The following is a 20,976-nucleotide window of genomic DNA, read 5'->3' as shown; positions in this document are numbered from 1 at the left end:
CACGATCTGCCGATTAATGACCCAATCGGATCTTCGGATGCGCCCGAACGCTCCTGCCCGCACGCTCCTAGAGGAGCGAGAGTTGAGTCGGCCCGGACGCCGGGGGCTCCACCGGCTCCTCCGGGGGCCGGATCCGCCGCGGCATCCCGGCGCGCGTGGGCCCGATGCCGTACTCCTCGGCCAGTTCGTGCACCTGACGGGTGATCCGGCGCTGGTACCACTTCGGGGCGTAGGAGCCCTCCGCGTACAGCCGCCGGTAGCGGGGCACCAGGTGCGGGTGGTGCTGCTCCAGCCAGCTCATGAACCACTCGCGGGCGCCGGGCCGCAGATGCAGCACCAGCGGCGTGACGGACGTGGCGCCGGACGCCGCGATCGCCCGCACGGTCGCTCGCAGTTGGTCCGGACGGTCGCTCAGGAACGGGATCACCGGCGCCATGAGCACGCCGCAGCCTATGCCGTGCTCCCCGAAGGTCCGTACGATCTCCAGGCGCCGCTCCGGCGGGGGCGTGCCCGGCTCGACGGTCCGCCACAGCTCCTGGTCGGTGAAGCCGACCGACACGGATATGCCGACGTCGGTCACCTCCGCCGCCTGCCTGATCAGCTCCAGGTCGCGCAGGACCAGGGTGCCCTTGGTCAGGATCGAGAAGGGGTTCGCGTGGTCGCGCAGGGCCGAGATGATGCCCGGCATCAGGCGGTAGCGGCCCTCGGCGCGCTGGTAGCAGTCGACGTTGGTGCCCATCGCGATGTGCTCGCCCTGCCAGCGGCGCGAGCCGAGCTGCCGGCGCAGCAGCTCGGGAGCGTTGGTCTTGACCACGATCTGGGAGTCGAAGCCGAGGCCCGTGTCCAGGTCGAGATAGCTGTGCGTCTTGCGCGCGAAGCAGTACACGCACGCGTGCGAGCAGCCCCGATAGGGATTGACCGTCCACTGGAACGACATCCGTGACACCGCGGGCACCCGGTTGATGATCGACCGGGCTCGTATCTCGTGGAAGGTGATCCCGCGGAACTCCGGGGTGTCGAAGGTACGGGTCGTCACCGCGTCCGCGCCGAACAGCGCGGCGTCGGCCCGGCCGTGTTCGGAGTCCGCTGTGAGGTTCTCCCAGCGCATGGCGCCTCCTCGGTAGCACTGCCCACAGAATAGAACACATGTTCCCTTGATTGTGCGAGGGTGTTTTCCGAGCGCGTTCGACCGGGTTCGGCCACCCCGATTTGGGGGGCCGGGCAGCGGGGTGGTTGGCTTGCCCCGACCCCCGAGCAACCATGTCCTGGAGGAACCTGATGGCGCAGGTCGAGGCCACTACGGAGCGGATCGTCGCGGCGGACGCGGAGACGGTGTTCGACGCCCTCGCCGACTACAGCGGCACGCGCGCGAGGCTGATGCCCGAGCAGTTCAGCGAGTACGAGGTCCGGGAGGGCGGGGACGGCGAGGGCACCCTCGTCCACTGGAAGCTCCAGGCCACCAGCAAGCGGGTGCGCGACTGCCTCCTGGAGGTCAGCGAGCCCACCGACGGCGAGCTGGTCGAGAAGGACCGCAACTCCTCCATGGTCACCACCTGGCGGGTCACCCCGGCCGGCGAGGGCAGGTCCCGGGTCGTCGTGACCACCACCTGGACCGGCGCCGGCGGCATCGGCGGCTTCTTCGAGAAGACCTTCGCCCCCAAGGGGCTCGGCCGGATCTACGACGCCCTGCTCGCCAAGCTCGCCGCCGAGGTCGAGAAGTAGTTCCCAAGGCCCGCGTCCGCAGGGGCCGTTGAGCCCCTCACCGGTTCGGGTGATCTCCGTACCGCTCGGCTTTGTGCCGTAACTCGTCGCGCTTGCTCGTAGTTGTCGCTTTTACGCGGGAATTGTGCGGCAGCGCGACGAGGGGAGCGGTAGGTGGGCGGGATCACTCTGGCGCAGGACGAACCGGCGGTGGCGCCTCCCGACAGCCCCGCCCCGCCCGCGGCCCCCGGCTCCGGCCTCAGCCCCCGCCGGGTGCGGCTGGTCTTCCTCGCGCTCATGCTGGCCCTGCTCCTGGCCGCCCTGGAGCAGATGATCGTCGCCACCGCGCTGCCCAAGATCGTCGGCGAGCTGCACGGCCTGGACCGGATGTCCTGGGCGATCACCGCCTACCTGCTCACCGCCACGGTCGGGCTGCCGGTCTACGGCAAGCTCGGTGATCTGCTCGGCCGCAAGGGCGTCTTCCAGTTCGCGATCGTCGTGTTCGTCGCCGGCTCCGCGCTCGCGGGCCGGGCGCGGACCATGGACCAGCTGATCGCCTTCCGCGCTCTCCAGGGCGCCGGCGCGGGCGGCCTCATGATCGGCGTGCAGGCGATCATCGCGGACATCGTGCCGCCCCGGCGGCGCGGCCGCTACATGGGCCTGATCGGCGCCTCCTTCGGTCTCGCCTCGGTGGCCGGCCCCCTGCTCGGCGGCTACTTCACGGACCACCTCTCCTGGCGCTGGTGCTTCTACGTCAACGTGCCCTTCGGGCTGGTCACCCTGGCCGTCGTCGCCGCCGCGCTGAAGCTCCCGAAACCGGCCGTCAGGGCCCGGCTGGACCTCCTCGGCACACTGCTGCTGGCCGCCGCCTCCACCTGCCTGGTCCTGCTCACCAGCTGGGGCGGCACCGAGTACGCCTGGGACTCGCGCATCATCCTCGGCCTCGGGGCCGGGGCGGCGTTGGCCGCCGTCCTCTTCCTCGTCGCCGAGCGCTTCGCCGCCGAACCCCTCATCCCGCTGCGGCTGTTCAAGGACTCCGTCTTCAACGTCACCGGGCTGGCCGGCCTGGTGACCGGCGTCGGGCTGTTCGGCGCCGCCGGCTACCTGCCGACGTACCTCCAGATGGTCGACGGCGCATCCGCCACCGAGTCGGGCCTGCTGATGCTGCCGATGATGGCGGGCATCGTCGGCGCCTCGATCATCGTCGGACAGCTCATCAGCCACACCGGCCGCTACAAGGCCTACCCGATCCTCGGCGGCGTCCTCTCCGTCGCCGGCATGTGGCTGCTGTCCCGCCTCGAGGTCGGCACACCGCGGCTGCACTACAGCATCTGGATGGCCGTCCTCGGCGCCGGCTTCGGCATGGTGATGCCGGTCCTGATCCTCGCCGTGCAGAACTCGGTGCGCCCCACCGACCTCGGCGCCGCCACCAGCGCCAACAACTACTTCCGGCAGATCGGCGGCAGCGTCGGAGCCGCCGTCTTCGGCACCCTCTTCGCCGACCGGCTCGGCGACGCCCTGACCCGCCGGCTCCCCCCGCGCGCGGGCACCCGGTTCCCCGACCCGGAGTCCATCACCCCGCAGCTCGTGCACACCCTGCCCCCGGCCCTGCGCGACGGCTACGTCCGGGCGTACGCCGACGCCATGCCGCGGATCTTCCTCTACCTGGTGCCGGTGCTGGTCCTCGGACTGGTCATCGCCCTCTTCCTCAAGGAGAAACCCCTGGTGCCCCACAACGCCTCCGTCACCGACCCGGACACGGCGCCCGGGAACGCCCCGATCCCGCAGGCCCGCGCGCCCCACGCCGCCGGCGTCCCCGTCTGCGGCTCGGTGCAGCACCACGACGGCACCGTCGTGCCCCGCGCGGCGCTCACCCTCATCGACATCACCGGACAGCAGACCGGGCGCGTCGCGAGCGGCGAGGACGGGCGCTACGCCCTGGCCACCCCGGGCCCGGGTGCCTACGTGCTGATCGCCGCCGCGGGCGGCCACCAGCCGCAGGCGGTCTCGGTGACCGTCGGCGAACGCCCCGTCGAACTGGACATCGTCCTGGGCGGCGCCGGAAACCTCGTCGGCAGCGTCGTCACCGCCGACGGCACACCCGTGCGGGACGCCACCGTCACGCTCACCAACGTGCACGGCGAGGTCGTGGCCACCACCCGCAGCGGCCGGGAGGGCGGCTACGTCATCACCGAGCTGGTGGCCGGCGAGTACACCCTCGCCGCCAGCGCGCCCGCCTTCCGCCCGGCCGCGCTGCCCGTCACCGTCCAGGCCGCCCGCGAGACCCGCCGGGACATCGAGCTGGCCGGCGGCGCCGTGCTGCGCGGCACCGTCCGGGCCGGCGGAGGCCGGCCGGTGGAGGACGCGCGCGTGACCCTGCTGGACGTGGCGGGCAACGTCGTCGACACCCTCACCACCGGCCCCGACGGCACCTTCCGGTTCGTCGACCTGTCCTCCGGCGAGTACACCGTCATCGCCGCCGGTTACCCGCCCGTCGCGACCGTCCTCCAGGTGGCCGGAGGCGGCCGCACCGAGCGGGACCTCCAGCTGGGACACGCGGACTGAACCGCACCGGCGCGCGGGGTCGCACGCCGGTGCGCACCCCGCGCGAGCGATTTCCCGCATTGCCGCACATGGCGACCGGCGGTCGCCGTACGGTGGTGACGGCGGCACAGATCTCGCGGATCCGTGGGGAGAGAGGGCCTGGACCATGGACCGTGGCACCGAGAGGGACACATCCCCCGGCTCCGGGGCCGGACACGGCACGGCGGGGGAAGCGAGCGAGCCCGGCCGTGTCCCCCTGGCCGTGGTCGTCGTCGACCGCGAAGGCCTCGTGTCCCACTGGAGCCGGGGCGCCCGGCGTCTGTTCGGCCTCCCCAGGGAAGAGGCGATCGGCCGCGCGGCCCTCGACCTGCTCCCCGTCTCCGGCGCGCTCCCCAAGGAACAGGACACCACCCCGTACGCGGACGACGGGCTCGGCCCCGACCTCGAATCCTCCCTCGACGGAGGGCTGTCCTACCCCGCGGCGGGCCGCGCCCGGCTCACCGCGCCCGGACGCGACCGGGCCGACGTCCTGTGGTGGGCCTACCCCCTGGTCGGCCCCGGCCCCGAACGGCTGCTCGTGCTGGCCGCCGACGCGGACGGGCTGCGCGCCGTCGGCACCGGCGGCGGGCCGGTCGAGCGGATCGCTCCCGGCTTCGCCCTGCACACCGACTTCCCCGGGGCCAAGGACCTCGCCCGCCGGCTGCCCGAGATCCTGCCCAGCATGAGCGTCGGCGAGAGCGCCCGCATCGTCGCGCAGGTACTCGAACTCGGCTACCCGGTCCTGGAGTTCAGCCAGAACGACCGGGTGCCCGTCACCCCCGACTGGGGGGTGGCCCGGCGCGCCGAGCGCAAGGCGCGCCGCGAGCGGGCCGCACAGGCCCTGGCGGCCGGCGAGCCCCTGCCGGAGGAACTGCGCGACGAGGGCGAGGACCTGGAGTACGCCGCCGTCCGCGAGCGCCTGGAGTTCCTCAACGAGGTCAGCGGCCGCATCGGTACCTCCCTCGACCTGTCGCGCACGATCATCGAGGTCAGCAAGGCCGTCGTGCCCCGCTTCACCGACGTCGCCGGCACCTACCTGCGCGAACAGGTCGTCGCCGGTGAGGGGTTCCCGGAAGGCGTGCCCGACACCACGACCATGTGGCACCGGGTCGCCGTCGAGCACACCGACGAGCCCGGCCGCTGGGACGACGTCGTACCCGTCGGTGAGGCCATGCCGTTCCCGGCCCACACGCCGTTCTTCCAGTGCATGACCACCGGCGAACCCGTCCTGGTGCCGCGCATCAGCGAGGAGATGGGCCACGCCATCGCCGCGCAGTTCGAGAAGCGCGACATCCGGCCGCTGATCACCGGCCGCTCGATGCTCGTCGTGCCGCTGAAGGCGCGCAACGTCGTCCTGGGGTTCATGATCCTGCTGCGGCACCCGGAGCGGCCCGTCTTCAACGACATGGACCGGGTCACCGGCGCCGAACTCGCCGCCCGCGCGGGCCTCGTGCTCGACAACGCGCGCATGTACACGTTCCAGGAGAACGTCGCCGAGACGCTCCAGGACAGCATGCTGCCGCACATCCCGTCGCGCATGGCGGGCTGCGACATCGCCACCCGCTATCTGCCGGGCACGCTGCTCGGGCGGGTCGGCGGCGACTGGTTCGACGCGGTGAAGCTGCCCGGCGGCCGCACCGCGTTCGTCGTCGGCGACGTCATGGGCCACGGCCTGAACTCGGCCGCCAAGATGGGCCAGTTGCGGACGGCCGTGCACACCATGGCCGGACTCGACCTGCCGCCCGCCCAGCTGCTGCGCAACCTCGACGACCTCGCCCAGCGCCTCGGCGACACCTACCTCGCGACCTGTCTGTACGCCGTCTACGACCCGATCGCGGGTGATCTGAGCCTGGCCAACGCCGGTCACATACCGCCCGTCCTGGTCCGTGCCGAGGACGGCCGCAGCGAACTGCTGGACCTGCCCACGGGTGCGCCCATCGGCGTCGGCGGGGTGCCCTTCGAGGCGGTGCGGGTGCGGGTGGAGCCCGGTGACCGGCTGGTGATGTGCACCGACGGGCTGGTCGAGATGCGCGGCGAGGACATCGGCGTGGGCCTCGCGACGCTCTGCGAGTCGGCCGCCCATCCGGCCGCGTCCATGGACGACGCGTGCGACACCATCATCCGTGCCCTCAACACGAGCGGCGGCCGCAAGGACGACGTGGCCCTGCTGATGGCCCGCCTGAACGGCATCGAGCCGGACGACGTCGCCACGTGGCGGCTCGCCCTCGACCCGGCCGAGGCCGCCCGGGCCCGCGCGGCGGTGCGCGAACAACTCCACGACTGGGGCCTGGCGAGGCTGGTCCCGCCCGCCGAGCTGATGGTCAGCGAACTGGTCACCAACGCCCTGCGGCACTCCCACGCCCGCCCCGTCGAACTGCGCCTGGTCCGCGGCGACACCCTGCTGTGCGAGGTGGACGACGACGACCACGAGCTGCCGACACTGCTCGACACGGGCCCGCTCGACGACATCGGACGCGGACTGAGGGTCGTCAGCACGCTGTCCCGGGAGTGGGGCACCAGCCGGACCAGAGCGGGCAAGACGGTCTGGTTCGAGCTGACGCTGCCACGCCGCTGAAGAACACCCGGGGATCGAACGGCAAGTGAAGGAACACGCCACGTCCTTGTGACCGTGGCCAGGGCGCGGTACACCGTACTCGCCCGTCACATGGCGGGATTCGTTCGCACCCTGGGGAGTTGGGCATGAGCGTGACGAATCGGTACCGGGAGGCCTGGGAGGGGTTCTGGCGTGCGGCGCCCGCCGAACCCGGGGCGGTGTTCTGGGACGCGGAACCGGCGCTGACGGCCGGACCGCACCTCGCCCTGTTCGAACCACAGCTGGCCGATCCCGCGCTGCCGCTGGTGGACCTCGGCTGCGGCAACGGCACCCAGACCCGCTTCCTCGCCGGCCGCTTCCCGCGCGTCGTGGGCGCCGACCTGTCGGCCGCGGCCCTGGACCACGCGCGGCGGGCCGACCCGGCGGGCCAGGCCGTCTACCGGCAGCTGGACGCCGCCGAGAAGAGCGAGGCGCAGGCCCTGCACGCGGAGCTCGGTGACAGCAACGTCTACATGCGGGGCGTCCTGCACCAGTGCGAGTCCGAGGACCGGCAGTCGCTCGTGGACGGGATCGCCACGCTGGTGGGCGAACGGGGCCGGGCCTTCCTCGTGGAGCTCTCGGGCGCCGCCAAGCCGGTGCTGACGGGCCTGGCGAGCGGGCCCGACGGTCCGCCGCCCAAGCTCGCGCCCGTCTTCCGGCACGGCATCGCTCCCGCCGACGTCTCCGACGACGCCGTGCCCGAGTTCCTGCGCTCGGCCGGACTCGCCGTCCTGGCGAGCGGCGAACTGCCCCTCGCGACCACGGAGTACCGCCCCGACGGGGTGCGTGTCGAGCTGCCTTCCAGGTGGCTGCTGGCGGGGCGCGAGGTCTGAGCCAGCGGTCTGGTGGGCGCCGTTTTGTCGGTGTACGGTCACTCTTCACCCGCCCGTGCACCTGCCTCGTCCCCCGGAGGACAGCCATGCCGTTGCCCTGGTTACGGATGCTGGTCGCGTCTGCGGCGGCGATGGTGCTGACCGGCACGTCCGCGGTCGCCACCGCCGCCACGCCGCACACGGACGGGCCGGCGGCGAGCGTGCACACCGCCGGACGGGTCAAGGCCGCCGGAGACATGCTCCGGTACAGCTGGCCCGGCGTGTACTTCGAGGGCCGGATCCGGGGCACCGGCGTGGGCGTCGTGCTCGACGACCCGGCCGCCGACTACGACGTCCAGGTCGACGGGGCCACCGTCGCCACCCTGGTCACCCCGGGCAGGACCACCCACTGGGTCAACGGTCTGCGGGACGGCGTGCACACCGTCCGGCTCGTCAAACGCAACGACACCCCCTGGAGCACCAGCGCGTTCGGCGGCTTCGTCGCCGCGCCCGGCGGCGCGGTGCTCGCCAGGCCGGCCGCGCGCGGCCGCCAGATCGAGTTCGTCGGAGACTCCCTCACCGCCGGCTACGGCAACCTCTCGACCTCCCGCGACTGCGACGGCGAGCAGCTCAAGCGCACCACCGACGCCGACGTCAGCTACGGCGCCCTCACCGCACGCAGGCTGCGCGCGGACTACCAGCTCAACGCCTACTCGGGCCTCGGCATGGTGCGCAACTACAACGGCGGCTCACCGGACGTCACCTACCGCACCTTCTACGACCGCGCGCTGCTGAACGTCCCGGGCGACGTCTGGCAGAACCCGGGCACCTGGCGGCCGGGGCTCGTGGTGGTCCACCTCGGCACCAACGACTTCTCGACCCCCGTCGGCCCGGGCGAACCGTGGACGGACGAGAGTCTCGCCGCCGCCTACCGGAGCGCCTACAGCGGCTTCCTCCACAAGCTCCGCACGCGCTACGGGCCCGGAACCACCCTCGTGGCCGTCGGCGCCGGTCCGTTCGCGGGACATGTCAAGCAGGTGGTCGAAGAACGCGCGGGCGCGGGCGACCGCCGGGTCCGCTACTGGCCCCTCGACGACACGGGCCTCGACCACACGGGCTGCCACTGGCACTACTCGGCCTCCGATCACCGTCTCCTCGCCGACCGGCTGACCGCGTTCCTGCACGACCTGCCGATCCGTTGGTGAGCAGCTCGTAGCCGGTTCCGCCCGCAGCGCGTAACGTGACGAACCATGAACATCTCCATCCGGGACCGCTCGTCATGAGAATCCTCGTCAGCGCCGACATGGAGGGCGCCACCGGTGTCACCTGGCCGGACGACGTGGTGCCCGGCGCCTCGCAGTGGGAGCGCTGCCGGTCGCTGTTCACCTCGGACGTCAACGCCGCCGTGCTCGGCTTCTTCGACGGCGGCGCCGACGAGGTGATCATCAACGAGGCCCACTGGTCGATGCGCAACCTCCTGCTGGAGCGGCTCGACGACCGGGCCCGGCTGCTCACCGGGCGGCACAAGGAGCTGTCCATGGTGGAGGGCGTGCAACACGGCGACGTCGACGGCGTCGCGTTCGTCGGCTACCACGCGGGCGCCGGCATGGAGGGCGTCCTCGCCCACACCTACCTCGCGAACTCCATCACGGGCGTGTGGCTGAACGACGTACGGGCGAGCGAGGGGCTGCTCAACGCCCATGTCGTCGCCGAGTACGGGGTGCCGGTCGTCCTGGTCACCGGGGACGACGTGGCCTGCGAGGACGCGCTCGGGTACGCGCCCGGGGCGCTGAAGGTCGCGGTGAAGGACCACGTCTCGCGGTACGCGGCCGTGTGCCGTACGCCCGCCCGTACCGCCGCGGACATCCGGGCCGCGGCCAAGGAGGCCGCCTCGCTCGCGGTGCGGCACGAGCCGGTGCGCGGTGGCCCGTTCACGGTCGCCGTGGAGTTCGACGCCGAGCACCTGGCGATGGCCGCCACGGTCGTGCCGGGTGTGGACCGGATCGGGGAGCGGAAGGTGGCGTACACGACCGGGACCATGTACGAGGGCATCCGCGCCTTCAAGGCGGTCACCACGATCGTCTCGGCCGCGGTGGAGGAGCAGTATGGCTGAGCAGATCGACGGGCCGGCGCTGGACGAGGTCGTGACGTTCACGTCCGACCTGATCCGGATCGACACCACGAACAGGGGCGGGGGCGACTGCCATGAGCGGCCCGCCGCCGAGTACGCCGCCGCCCGGCTGGCCGAGGCCGGGATCGAGCCGACGCTCCTGGAGCGCGCCAAGGGCCGCACCAACGTCGTCGCCCGCGTCGAGGGCACCGACCCCTCGGCCGACGCACTGCTGCTGCACGGCCATCTGGACGTCGTGCCCGCGGCGGCCGTCGACTGGAGCGTGCATCCGTTCTCGGGGGAGATCCGCGACGGCGTCGTCTGGGGGCGCGGCGCCGTGGACATGAAGAACATGGACGCGATGATCCTCGCCGTCGTGCGCGCCTGGGCGCGTCAGGGCGTGCGGCCCCGCCGGGACGTCGTCATCGCGTTCACCGCGGACGAGGAGGCCAGCGCCGAGGACGGCTCCGGGTTCCTCGCCGACGAGCACGCCGGACTGTTCGAGGGCTGCACCGAGGGCATCAGCGAGTCGGGCGCCTTCACCTTCCACGACGGCAACGGGCGGCACATCTACCCGATCGCCGCCGGGGAACGCGGCACCGCCTGGCTGAAGCTCACCGCGCGCGGACGCGCCGGGCACGGCTCCAAGGTGAACCGGGACAACGCCGTGACCCGCCTCGCCGGTGCCGTCGCGCGGATCGGCGCCCACGCGTGGCCGTTGCGGCTGACCCCGACCGTGCGGGCCGCGCTCACCGAACTCGCCGCGCTGTACGGCATCGAGACCGACCTCACCGACGTGGACGCACTGCTGGAGAAGCTGGGTCCGGCCGCCAGGCTCGTCGAGCCGACCGTCCGCAACAGCGCCAACCCGACCATGCTGGAGGCCGGTTACAAGATCAATGTCATTCCCGGGGAGGCCGTGGCCCACGTGGACGGCCGGTACCTGCCCGGCGGCGAGGAGGAGTTCCGCGACACCCTCGACCGGCTCACCGGGCCGGACGTGGCGTGGGAGTTCCACCACCGCGAGGTCGCCCTGGAGTCGCCGGTGGACTCGGCGACGTTCGCCCGGATGCGGGCCGCCGTCGAGGAGTTCGCCCCGGAGGGGCACGTGGTGCCGTACTGCATGTCCGGCGGCACGGACGCCAAGCAGTTCTCCCGCCTCGGCATCACCGGCTACGGCTTCACACCGCTGAAGCTGCCGGAGGGCTACGACTACGGGGCCATGTTCCACGGCGTCGACGAGCGGGTCCCCGTCGAGGCGCTGCACTTCGGTGTGCGGGTGCTCGACCGGTTCCTGCGGACGGCCTAGGCGAGCGGGGGAGAAGGTGCGGAAGCTGGCGTACGGGTCGTGGCCCTCGCCCATCGACGCGGCCCTGGCCGCCGCGCACGACGGGCACCCGGAGTGGGTGGACTTCGTGGGCGACGAGGTGTGGTGGACCGAGCCGCGCCCCGCCGAGGGCGGCCGGCGCGCCCTGGTGCGGCGGCACGCCGACGGCACGGAGGAGTCGCTGCTGCCCGCCCCATGGAACGTGCGCAGCCGGGTCATCGAGTACGGCGGACACCCCTGGGCCGCCCTCACGGGCGACGACGGCCCGCTGGTGGTGTTCGTGAACTTCGCCGACCAGCGGCTGTACCGCTGGGAACCGGGCGGGCGACCGCGCCCGCTCACGCCCGTGTCCCCGGTGGGCGCCGGGCTGCGCTGGGCGGAGCCCCAGGTGCGGCCCGAGCGGGGCGAGGTCTGGTGTGTGCTGGAGGAGTTCACCGGCGAAGGCCCCACCGACGTCCGCCGTGTCCTCGCCGCCGTCCCGCTCGACGGCTCCGCCGCCCGGGACCGCGCCGCCGTACGCGAACTCACCGACGGCCGGCACCGGTTCGTCACCGGGCCGAAGCTCTCGCCCGACGGGCGGCGCGCCGCCTGGCTCGCCTGGGACCATCCGCGCATGCCCTGGGACGGCACCGAACTGGTCCTCGCCGAAACCGGCCCCGACGGCACTCTGCACAGCGCCCGGACCGTGGCCGGCGGTCCCGGGGAGTCCATCGCCCAGGTGGACTGGACCCACGACGGCCGGCTGCTGCACGCGAGCGACCGCAGCGGCTGGTGGAACCTCTACCTCGACGACGAGCCTGTGTGCCCGCGCGAGGAGGAGTTCGGCGGGGCGCTGTGGAAGCTGGGCTCACGATGGTTCACCCCGCTCGCGAGCGGAATGATCGCCGTCGTGCACGGCCGGGGCGCCACCGCCCTCGGGCTGCTCGACCCCGAGACGGGCGAGGTCGTCGACGCGGCCGGACCCTGGACCGAGTTCGCGCCCACCCTCGCCGCCCACGGCGAGCGCGGCGAGCCGGGGGTCCCCCCGCCCGGCGGGTGGGGGAGGGTCGTCGCCGTGGGGGCCAGCCCGCGCAGCGCCTACGAGGTCGTGGAGCTGGACGCCCGCACCGGACGGGCCCGCGTGATCGGCGCCGGGCACGACGACGCCGTGGACCCCGCCTACTATCCCGAGCCGCAGATCCGTACCTTCACCGGTCCGGACGGACGCGACATCCACGCCCACATCTACCCGCCCCACCACCCCGGCTGTGTCGCGCCCGGTGACGAGCTGCCGCCGTACGTCGTCTGGGCGCACGGCGGGCCCACCGGCCGCGCGCCCCTCGTGCTCGACCTGGAGATCGCCTACTTCACCTCGCGCGGCATCGGCGTCGCCGAGGTGAACTACGGCGGCTCCACGGGCTACGGCCGCCCGTACCGCGAGCGGCTGCGCGAGCAGTGGGGCGTGGTGGACGTCGAGGACTGCGCCGCCGTCGCCCTGGCCCTCGCAGAGGAGGGCACCGCCGACCGCGGCCGCCTCGCAGTCCGGGGCGGCAGCGCCGGCGGCTGGACCGCGGCCGCCTCGCTCACCACGACCGGCGTCTACGCCTGCGGCACGATCAAGTACCCCATCCTGGACCTCACCGGCTGGGGCACGGGGGAGACCCACGACTTCGAGTCGCGGTACCTGGAGAGCCTCATCGGACCGCTCGCCGAGGTGCCCGCGCGGTACGCGGAGCGCTCGCCCGCCACCCACGCCGACCGCCTCGCCGTGCCCTTCCTGCTGCTCCAGGGCCTGGACGACGTGATCTGCCCGCCCGTGCAGTGCGAACGGTTCCTGGCCCGGCTGGGGGACCGGCCGGTGCCGCACGCCTACCTCGCCTTCGAGGGGGAGGGGCACGGGTTCCGGCGGGCGGAGACCATGGTGCGCGCCCTGGAGACCGAACTGTCCCTCTACGCCCAGGTGTTCGACCTGAAACCGCCCGGCATCCCGCCCCTTGAGCTGGGGCCCTCCCCATGGAACTCCGCATGAGACAGCTGCTGCGACCGCCCCGACTCGCCCCCGGTGCCCGCGTGGCCGTCGTCGCGCCCAGCGGGCCCGTGCCCGAGGAGCGGCTCCAGGCCGGGCTCGACGTCCTGCGCGGCTGGGACCTCGACCCGCTGGTGATGCCCCATGTGCTCGGCCGGCACGACGCGTTGGGCTACCTGGCCGGCACCGACGCCGAGCGGGCCGGCGACCTCCAGGACGCCTGGTGCGATCCGGCCGTCGCCGCGGTGCTGTGCGCCCGGGGCGGGTACGGCGCGCAGCGCATGGTCGACCTGCTGGACTGGGACGCGATGCGGGCGGCGGGGCCGAAGGTGTTCGCCGGGTTCAGCGACATCACCGTGCTGCACCAGGCGTTCGCCACCCGCCTCGGACTGGTCACCCTGTACGGCCCGGCGGCGGCCGGCGTCGACTTCCTGAAGAACGCCCGGGCCCAGGACCATCTGCGGGCCACCCTCTTCGACCCCGAGTCCGTACGGACCGTCACCGCCGTGCCCCCGGGCGGCGGAGTGCTGGTGCCGGGCCGGGCCCGGGGCGTCACGCTGGGCGGCTGTCTGAGCCTGCTCGCGAGCGACCTCGGCACCCCGCACACGCGCGCCGGGGCCGGGGGCGGGCTGCTGCTGATCGAGGACGTCGGCGAGAGCCCGTACCGCCTCGACCGGTACCTGACGCAACTCCTGCGCTCCGGCTGGCTGGACGGGGTCGCCGGAATCGTGCTCGGCTCGTGGGCGTCGTGCGGACCCTCCGAGGAGCTGCGGGCGGTCCTCGCCGACCGGCTCGGCGGCCTCGGGGTCCCGGTCGTGGAGGAGTTCGGGTTCGGGCACTGCGACGGCGCGCTGACCATGCCGCTCGGCGCCTCGGCCGAACTGGACGTCATAGCGGGCACGTTGACGCTCGACGAACCGGCTCTGAGCTGAGGACGCCGCCACTGAAATCCTGTCAAGAACCCTCGTTTCGGTGATTGACGCCTCCTGACACGTGTCACACCATGACTACCGGCCAGTACCTACTGGTCGGTATCCAGCTTTGCCCGGATGCCGTCGTCCCCACCGTGGAGGTCCGAGTGTCCCGACGCGTGCCCAGATCCCGCGCACCGCTCGCTCTCGTGCTGGGCGCCGCCCTGGCCGCCCCCCTCGCACTCACCCCACCGGCGGCGGCGGACTCCGCTTTCACCGTCACCCCACTGAAGCTCACCGTCCGCTCCGGCGGCCGAACCTGCACGGTCGACGCCGACCTGTACCGCCCCGCGGGCGTGGACCGCGCCCACCCGGCCCCCGCCGTGCTCGGGACCAACGGCTTCGGCGGCAGCAAGTCGGACGGCTCGACGGACACCATCGGCAAGGCCTTCGCCCAGCGCGGCTACGTCTCCCTCGTCTACTCCGGCCTCGGTTTCGGCAAGAGTGGCTGCCTCATCTCCCTCGACGACCCTGACATCGACGGCGCCGCCGCCTCGCAGCTGGTCGACTTCCTGGGCGGCAGACGCACCGCCGACGACGGCACCACCGTCGACTTCGTCACCCTCGACGCCCCGGGCGACCCGCGCGTCGGCATGATCGGCGGTTCCTACGGCGGCGCCGTCCAGCTGGCGACGGCCGCCGTCGACCACCGCCTCGACGCGCTCGTCCCCATGATCACCTGGAACGACCTGGCGTACGCCCTGGCCCCCAACAACACCGTCGGCGCCGGGAGTGTCCCGGGCGTCTTCAAATGGCAGTGGACCAATGGCTTCTACCTCATCGGCGAGGGCCAGCCACTGCTCCAGCCCAACATCGACCCCTCCCGCGTCAACTCCCTCAGCTGCCTGCACTTCGTCACCCGGGCATGCCGGACGATCCACACACTGAACTCGGGCAGCTACCCCGCCGACCGGACCGCCGAGCTGCTCGCCTTCGCCCGGAGCGTCTCCCCGGCGTCGTACCTCCACCGCGTCCGGACGCCCACCCTGCTGGTCCAGGGGCAGGCCGACACCCTCTTCAACCTCAACGAGGCCACGGCGACGTACCGGACCCTCTCGGCCCAGGGCACACCCGTGAAGATGATCTGGCAGTCCTGGGGCCACAGCGCCGGACTCACCGGACCGGCCGCCGGTGAACTCGACCTCGCGAAGGGCAACCTGGAGACCAGCTACGTCGGCCGGCGCGTCCTCGCCTGGTTCGACCGCCATCTGCGGGGACGGCAGGACGCCGACACCGGACCGGCCTTCGCCTACCACCGGGACTGGATCACCGACCCGGACCACACCTACGCCACCGCCGACCGGCTTCCCGCGCAGGGCCGCACCTTCTACCTCTCCGGCGACGGCAAACTCGTCGACAACCGGAACAAGGTGGCCCGCGGCCGCCGGAGCTACACCAACTGGACCCTCCCCACGAGCCATTCGGAGGCCTCACTCGCCGGCCTCCTCGGACTGCCCGCCGCCCCTCCGCGCGACACCGAGGGCACCTACCTCGACTGGACCAGCGCTCCCCTGGCACGCCCCCTCGACGTCGTGGGCGCGCCCCGGGCCACCCTGAGGGTGCGCTCCCCGAAGGCCGAGCGCACACAGAACTCCAGCGACGCGGCCGACAAGCTCGTCCTGTTCGCCAAGCTCTACGACGTCGCCCCCGACGGCACCCGCACCCTGGTGCGCCGCCTGGTCGCGCCGGTCCGAGTACCGGACGTGACCAGGAGCTTCACCGTCACACTGCCCGGGATCGTGCACCGGTACGACACGGGGCACCGGCTGCGGTTCGTGATCGCGGCCAGCGACGACGCGTACTTCGGCAACAGGGGCGTCAAGCCGGTGACCGTGGTCAGCGGGCCCCGGGACACCGGTGTGCTCCGGCTGCCGGTGACCGGCTCCTGACCGGGCCGTTCTCCCACGGGCGGCGAGGTCACGGGCGGCGAGGTTACTGTGGCGGGGTGCCGCACACCGCATCCCGCTACCTCGCCGAAGGCCCCCGGGTGGGGATACGCCACTTCGCCTACGAGGACGGTGCCGAGTTCACCGCCCGCGCCCGGGAGAGCAGGGACCTGCACCGCCCCTGGCTCTTCCCGCCCGAGGGGGCGTCGGCGTACACCGCGTACGCGGGCCGGCTGATCGAGGACCCGTCCAAGGCCGGCTTCCTGGTCTGCGAGAAGGACGACGGCGCCCTCGCCGGATTCATCAACATCAACAACATCGTCCAGGGCGGCTTCCAGTCCGGGGCACTGGGCTACGGCGCCTTCGCGCACGCCGCCGGGCGCGGGCTGATGCGCGAAGGTCTTGACCTCGTCGTGCGGTACGCGTTCGGCCCGATGCGGCTGCACCGTTTGGAGATCAACGTCCAGCCCGCGAACGCCGCGTCGATCGCCCTGGCCCGCGGCGGCGGGTTCCGTCTGGAGGGCTTCTCGCCGAAGATGCTCTTCGTCGACGGGGCCTGGCGCGACCATCAACGCTGGGCGATCACCGCCGAGATGGTCGGGGGCCGGGGCGGCACTGAGACCGGCCCCGGCGGGCATCACGGGTTGCGGTCCACGTACTCGTAGATCGACCCGTCCGGATGCAGGGCGATCAGGTTGCGGCCCGCCGGTGATGCGATGGGCCCCGCGACGATGTGGGCGCCCAGCTCGGTGAGCACCCGGTGGGTGTCGTCGACGTCCTTCACGGCGATCGTCGCGGCGACCTTGCGCAGCACCTCCAGCTCGGCCGGGGGGCCGCTCATCAGCAGGAAGCAGCCGATCGCCGCCACCTGGACGCCGCCCCGCTCGAAGCGCTGGGCTCTGCCGCCCGCCAGCCGCTCGTAGAAGGGGATCGCGGTCTCGAGGTCGTCGACGCAGACGCGCAGCGTGGTACCCAGAATCTCCATGCCGACGAGCCTAGTTACGCGCCAGGGGGCGAGGGTACCCGGCCGGGTATGAAGCCGTTGGATCACCTGGAGCATCTGGACAAGCACCTGGTCGACGAGCTGGCACAGGTGGCGCGCGAGACCGTACGGGACGAACTGCGCGAGCAGACACGCAGGCAGCGCCGCAAGGCGGCCCTGTATGCCGCGTCCGGCGCCCTCGCCCTGTACGCGGGCGCGGCCCTCGCGCTCGCCGTGGGACTGGCCCTCGCCCTCGGGCTGCCGGACTGGGCCGCCGCGCTGATCACCGCCGTGATCCTGGGGGTCCTCGCGTACGTACTGCGCGGCGCGGCCCGGCCGTCCGCCTCCCGGACCGGCTCGGGCGCCGGTGTCCCCGGCGGTGTGCCGCCCGTACCGCCGGCCCCGCCCGCCGCCGGGCCGGTCGGCGGAGCCACCGCAGGGCCGCCCGCCCCGGGCACCGTGCCCCCGCTGCCCTCGGACGCCCCCGAAGTGCCCCGCCGCAAGGCGTGATACGGGGTGGGCAAGACACGAACACGGCACCAGCACGGCCGCGTCGTCGTGGTGACCGGAGCCAGCGGCGGCGTGGGACGGGCCACGGCCCGGGCCTTCGCCGCCCGGGGTGACAAGGTCGCCCTGCTGGCCCGGGGGCGCAAGGGACTGGCGGCCGCGGCGGACGACGTACGGCAGGCCGGAGGCGAGGCGCTCGTCATCGGCGTGGACGTCTCCGACGCCACGGCCGTCGACGCGGCGGCCCAGCAGGTCGTCGACACGTTCGGCCACATCGACGTCTGGGTCAACAACGCCTTCACCGGTGTCTTCGCGCCGGTCACGGAGGTCGCCCCGGACGAGTTCCGCCGGGTCACCGAGGTGACGTACCTGGGCTTCGTGTTCGGCACCCGGGCCGCCCTGCGCCACATGCTGCCGCGCGACCGCGGCACGATCGTGCAGGTCGGCTCCGCGCTCGCCTATCGGGGTATCCCGTTGCAGTCGGCGTACTGCGGGGCCAAGCACGCGATCCAGGGGTTCAACGAGTCCCTGCGCTGCGAGCTGCTGCACGCGCGCAGCCGGGTGCGGACGACGATGGTGCAGATGCCGGGCCTCAACACCCCGCAGTTCGACTGGGTGCTGAACCGGATGCCGGGTCGGGCCCGGCCCGTCGCGCCCGTGTACCAGCCGGAGGTCGCGGCGCGGGCGATCGTGCACGCGGCGTCGCACGCGCGGCGCCGGGAGTACTGGGTGGGCGGCTCCACGGCCGCCACGCTCGTCGCCAACGCGGTCGCCCCCGGAGTGCTGGACCGCTATCTGGCGCGCACGAACTTCGACGCCCAGCAGGAGAAGGGCTCGCACGACGGGCCGGCGAACCTGTGGGCGCCCGCGGACGGGCCGCACGGCGACGACTTCGGCGCGCACGGGCGCTTCGACGACGAGGTCGTGGGGGGCGGTCCGCAGCAGTGGGTGTCCCGGAACCGGGGGTGGGTGGGGGCGGTCCTGACCGTGGGGGCGGGGGTGCTGGCCGCACGGAAACTGGTGGGGCGCCGCTGAGCGCTTGCGCTTGGCTTGGCTGGAGGCCGGAGGTGCCCGCGGGAAGTGCCGTGATGTGTCGTTGTGCGGCTGCGGCGGGGTTGTGGCTGGGCGCGCAGTCTCCCGCGCCCCTGGGGGGCGTTGCTGAGCGCTCGGTCGGGAGTGCTGGGATGTGTTGTTGTGCGGCTGCGGCGGGGTTGTGGCTGGGCGCGCAGTCTCCCGCGCCCCTGGGGGGCGTTGCTGACCGCTCGGCTGGTTCGTGCCTTGTGGGGGCGCCCCTGGGGGCGCTTCTAGGCGACTCGGTATTCCGCGATTTCCTCGGTGCGCAGGGTCAGTCCGTGGCCCGTGCCTCGGGTCGGGCGGATCGTGCCGCCTGTGGGGTCGAGGGCGCCGTCGAAGAACATGTCCTCGATGCGGACGTGGTCGTGGAACCACTCGATGTGCCGGAGGTTGGGGATCGTGGCGGCCGCCGCCGCGTGGGCGTGCGGGGCGCAGTGCGCGGAGACCTCCAGACCGTGGGCGTGGGCCAGGGCCGCCGCGCGCAGGAACTCCGTCAGGCCGCCGCAGCGCGTCGCGTCCACCTGGAGGCAGTCGACCGCGCCGGCCGAGATCATCCGGGCGAAGTAGGGCAGGTCGAAGCCGTACTCCCCGGCCGTCACGTCGCTCACCACCGCGTCCCGGACCAGTCTGAGGCCCGTCAGGTCGTCGGAGGACACCGGCTCCTCGAACCAGCCCACCCCGTGCTCGGCCAGCGCACGCCCGACGCGCACCGCCTGTTTGCGGGTGTAGGCGCCGTTGGCGTCGACGTACAACTCGGCGTCCTCACCGATGACATGGCGAGCGGACCGGACCCGGTGCAGGTCGCGGGTGACCCCGCGGCCCCAGCTCTCACCGATCTTGATCTTCACGCGTGGGATGTGCTGGCCGTGCACCCAGCCGTTCAGCTGCGCGGCCAGATGCGTGTCGTGGTACGTCGTGAAGCCCCCGCTGCCGTACACCGGTACCTCCTCGGTCACCACCCCCAGCAGCCGGGCCAGGGGCAGTTCGAGGAGCCGTGCCTTGAGGTCCCACAGGGCGATGTCCAAGGCGGAGATCGCGCAGGCCGCGACGCCCGGGCGGCCCGCGTTGCGCACCGAGCGGCACATCGCGTCGTGCACGGCGGGGATGTCCAGGGCGCTCATGCCCTCGACCAGCGGGGCGAGGCCGGCGCCGAGGAAGTCACCGACCGCCGCCGGGCCGTACGTCCAGCCCGTGCCGGTCGCGTCGCCCGCCGACACCTCGCAGATCACCACGGTCGTGCTGTCCCAGGCCAGTGTGCCGTCCGCCTCGGGAGCGTCGGTCGGCACGGTGTACACGGAGACCGCGGGCCGGTGCAGTTCCATGGCGCCCTGCTCTCGTCAGACGGTCTGCTGGAGCTGCGGCAGCACCTTCGTGCGGTAGAAGTCGAAGAAACCGCGCAGGTCCGGGCCGATCTGGTTGACGTAGACCCGGTCGAAGCCCGCGTCGGCGAACTGCTTCAGCTCCGCCACGTGCTCGTCCACGTCGTCGCCGCACACCCGGTTCTCGCGCACCATGTCCTCGGTGACCAGCTGCTGCGCCTGCTCGAAGTGCTTCGGGGAGGGCAGCACCTGGCCCAGCTCGCCGGGCAGCTGCTCGTTCGCCCAGAGCCGGTGGACGGTGCGTACGGCCTCGTCCCTGTCGGTGTCGTAGCAGACCTTGGTGCCTCCGCTGACGAGCTTGCCGCCGCCTCCGCCCTTGCGGTACTGCTCCACCATCGCCTCGTCCGGCATGACCGAGATGTAGCCGTCGCCGACGCGGGAGGCGAGCTGCGTCGCGGCCGGGCCGAAGCCGGAGATGTCGATGGGGATCGGCTCGTCCGGCACCGTGTACAGACGGGCGTTCTCCACCGTGTAGTGCGGACCGTGGTGGTTGACCTCCTCACCGGTGAACAGCCGGCGCATCACCTGGATGGCCTCCTCCAGCATGTCCAGCCGGACGTGGGCCGGCGGCCAGTGGTCGCCCAGGATGTGCTCGTTGAGCGCCTCGCCCGAGCCGACGCCGAGCCGGAAGCGGCCGTTCGTCATCACCGCGCTGGTCGCAGCGGCCTGCGCCACCACCGCGGGGTGCATGCGCACCGTCGGGCAGGTCACCGCCGTCTCGATCGGCAGGGACACCGCCTCGGACAGCGCGCCGATCACCGACCACACGAACGGGCTCTGGCCCTGCTCGTCGTTCCACGGGTGGTAGTGATCCGAGATCCACAGCGCATGGAAGCCGGCCTGCTCGGCCATCCGCGCCTGCTCGATGAGCTCGGCCGGTCCGTACTGCTCGCACGAGAGGAAGTAACCGTACTCGGGCATGGGGGAGTGCCTCCTCCGTGGGGCGGTCCGTATCCCGCACCGGGTACCCGGGCGCCGGGACGGAAACCGGCCGCGTTCGGGCGAGCGGGCCCCGGCGGACGTTTGGGTGCCCTGGCCAGGGGGAC

Annotated in this window: 17 protein-coding genes; 13 read left to right on the top strand and 4 right to left on the bottom strand. The window is 72.8% G+C overall.

The window, feature by feature from the left end; translation table 11 throughout:
* Positions 1-67 precede the first annotated feature (67 nt).
* The gene (locus tag ABEA82_RS21975; RefSeq protein ID WP_345663280.1) at positions 68-1,108 is read right to left on the bottom strand and encodes an Rv2578c family radical SAM protein; all 1,041 of its coding nucleotides are present in this window, start codon (positions 1,106-1,108) and stop codon (positions 68-70) included.
* A gap of 170 nt (positions 1,109-1,278) precedes the next feature.
* Between ABEA82_RS21975 and ABEA82_RS21970 the strand changes: the two genes are divergently transcribed.
* The 11 genes from ABEA82_RS21970 (at position 1,279) to ABEA82_RS21920 (ending at position 16,653) form a co-directional block, all read left to right on the top strand.
* On the top strand, positions 1,279-1,722 hold the full coding sequence (locus tag ABEA82_RS21970) for an SRPBCC family protein (RefSeq protein WP_345663279.1): 444 nt from the start codon (positions 1,279-1,281) through the stop codon (positions 1,720-1,722).
* 153 nt (positions 1,723-1,875) lie between these two features.
* A complete protein-coding gene (locus ABEA82_RS21965) occupies positions 1,876-4,266 on the top strand; it encodes an MFS transporter (protein WP_345663278.1) in 2,391 nt (796 codons plus the stop codon).
* Between the two features lie 145 nt (positions 4,267-4,411).
* The gene (locus tag ABEA82_RS21960) at positions 4,412-6,859 is read left to right on the top strand and encodes a SpoIIE family protein phosphatase (protein ID WP_345663277.1); all 2,448 of its coding nucleotides are present in this window, start codon (positions 4,412-4,414) and stop codon (positions 6,857-6,859) included.
* 125 nt (positions 6,860-6,984) lie between these two features.
* Positions 6,985-7,710, top strand: a complete 726-nt coding sequence (locus tag ABEA82_RS21955) for a class I SAM-dependent methyltransferase (protein ID WP_345663276.1) — start codon at positions 6,985-6,987, stop codon at positions 7,708-7,710.
* 107 nt (positions 7,711-7,817) lie between these two features.
* Entirely contained in the window at positions 7,818-8,894 is a 1,077-nt protein-coding gene (locus ABEA82_RS21950) for an SGNH/GDSL hydrolase family protein (RefSeq protein ID WP_345663275.1), read from the top strand.
* 74 nt (positions 8,895-8,968) lie between these two features.
* Positions 8,969-9,802, top strand: a complete 834-nt coding sequence (locus ABEA82_RS21945) for a M55 family metallopeptidase (RefSeq protein ID WP_345663274.1) — start codon at positions 8,969-8,971, stop codon at positions 9,800-9,802.
* Positions 9,795-11,108, top strand: a complete 1,314-nt coding sequence (locus ABEA82_RS21940) for a M20/M25/M40 family metallo-hydrolase (protein WP_345663273.1) — start codon at positions 9,795-9,797, stop codon at positions 11,106-11,108. The genes ABEA82_RS21945 and ABEA82_RS21940 overlap by 8 nt, the downstream gene beginning before the upstream one ends.
* A 16-nt stretch (positions 11,109-11,124) precedes the next feature.
* Positions 11,125-13,134 (top strand): prolyl oligopeptidase family serine peptidase, encoded by a 2,010-nt coding sequence (locus tag ABEA82_RS21935; RefSeq protein ID WP_345663272.1) that lies wholly within the window; start codon positions 11,125-11,127, stop codon positions 13,132-13,134.
* Positions 13,131-14,063: a S66 peptidase family protein gene (locus ABEA82_RS21930; protein ID WP_345663271.1), complete on the top strand. Its 933-nt coding sequence runs from the start codon at positions 13,131-13,133 to the stop codon at positions 14,061-14,063. The genes ABEA82_RS21935 and ABEA82_RS21930 overlap by 4 nt, the downstream gene beginning before the upstream one ends.
* 134 nt (positions 14,064-14,197) lie before the next feature.
* Positions 14,198-15,991, top strand: a complete 1,794-nt coding sequence (locus ABEA82_RS21925; RefSeq protein WP_345663482.1) for a CocE/NonD family hydrolase — start codon at positions 14,198-14,200, stop codon at positions 15,989-15,991.
* Between the two features lie 56 nt (positions 15,992-16,047).
* The gene (locus ABEA82_RS21920; protein ID WP_345663270.1) at positions 16,048-16,653 is read left to right on the top strand and encodes a GNAT family N-acetyltransferase; all 606 of its coding nucleotides are present in this window, start codon (positions 16,048-16,050) and stop codon (positions 16,651-16,653) included.
* On the opposite strand, the gene ABEA82_RS21915 is transcribed toward ABEA82_RS21920, so the two are convergent.
* Entirely contained in the window at positions 16,626-16,973 is a 348-nt protein-coding gene (locus ABEA82_RS21915; RefSeq protein ID WP_003994108.1) for a VOC family protein, read from the bottom strand. The genes ABEA82_RS21920 and ABEA82_RS21915 overlap by 28 nt on opposite strands.
* A gap of 48 nt (positions 16,974-17,021) precedes the next feature.
* Here ABEA82_RS21915 and ABEA82_RS21910 point away from each other — a divergent pair, with 48 nt between their 5' ends.
* Both ABEA82_RS21910 and ABEA82_RS21905 read left to right on the top strand, forming a co-directional pair.
* Positions 17,022-17,480, top strand: a complete 459-nt coding sequence (locus tag ABEA82_RS21910; RefSeq protein WP_345663269.1) for a phage holin family protein — start codon at positions 17,022-17,024, stop codon at positions 17,478-17,480.
* 6 nt (positions 17,481-17,486) lie between these two features.
* A complete protein-coding gene (locus tag ABEA82_RS21905) occupies positions 17,487-18,512 on the top strand; it encodes an SDR family oxidoreductase (protein ID WP_345663268.1) in 1,026 nt (341 codons plus the stop codon).
* A gap of 269 nt (positions 18,513-18,781) precedes the next feature.
* Here the strand turns inward: ABEA82_RS21905 and ABEA82_RS21900 are convergent, their stop codons facing one another.
* Together ABEA82_RS21900 and ABEA82_RS21895 are read right to left on the bottom strand one after the other, a co-directional pair.
* Positions 18,782-19,873 (bottom strand): enolase C-terminal domain-like protein, encoded by a 1,092-nt coding sequence (locus tag ABEA82_RS21900; RefSeq protein ID WP_345663267.1) that lies wholly within the window; start codon positions 19,871-19,873, stop codon positions 18,782-18,784.
* Between the two features lie 15 nt (positions 19,874-19,888).
* Complete coding sequence (locus ABEA82_RS21895; RefSeq protein WP_345663266.1) at positions 19,889-20,851, bottom strand: LLM class F420-dependent oxidoreductase; 963 nt, start codon at positions 20,849-20,851, stop codon at positions 19,889-19,891.
* Positions 20,852-20,976 lie beyond the last annotated feature (125 nt).

It is taken from the genome of Streptomyces venetus (genome assembly GCF_039540295.1).
In the GTDB taxonomy this organism is placed as follows: domain Bacteria; phylum Actinomycetota; class Actinomycetes; order Streptomycetales; family Streptomycetaceae; genus Streptomyces; species Streptomyces venetus.
The sequence above is the reverse complement of the archived record's forward strand: the minus strand, read 5'-3'. Positions and strand labels throughout refer to the sequence as shown.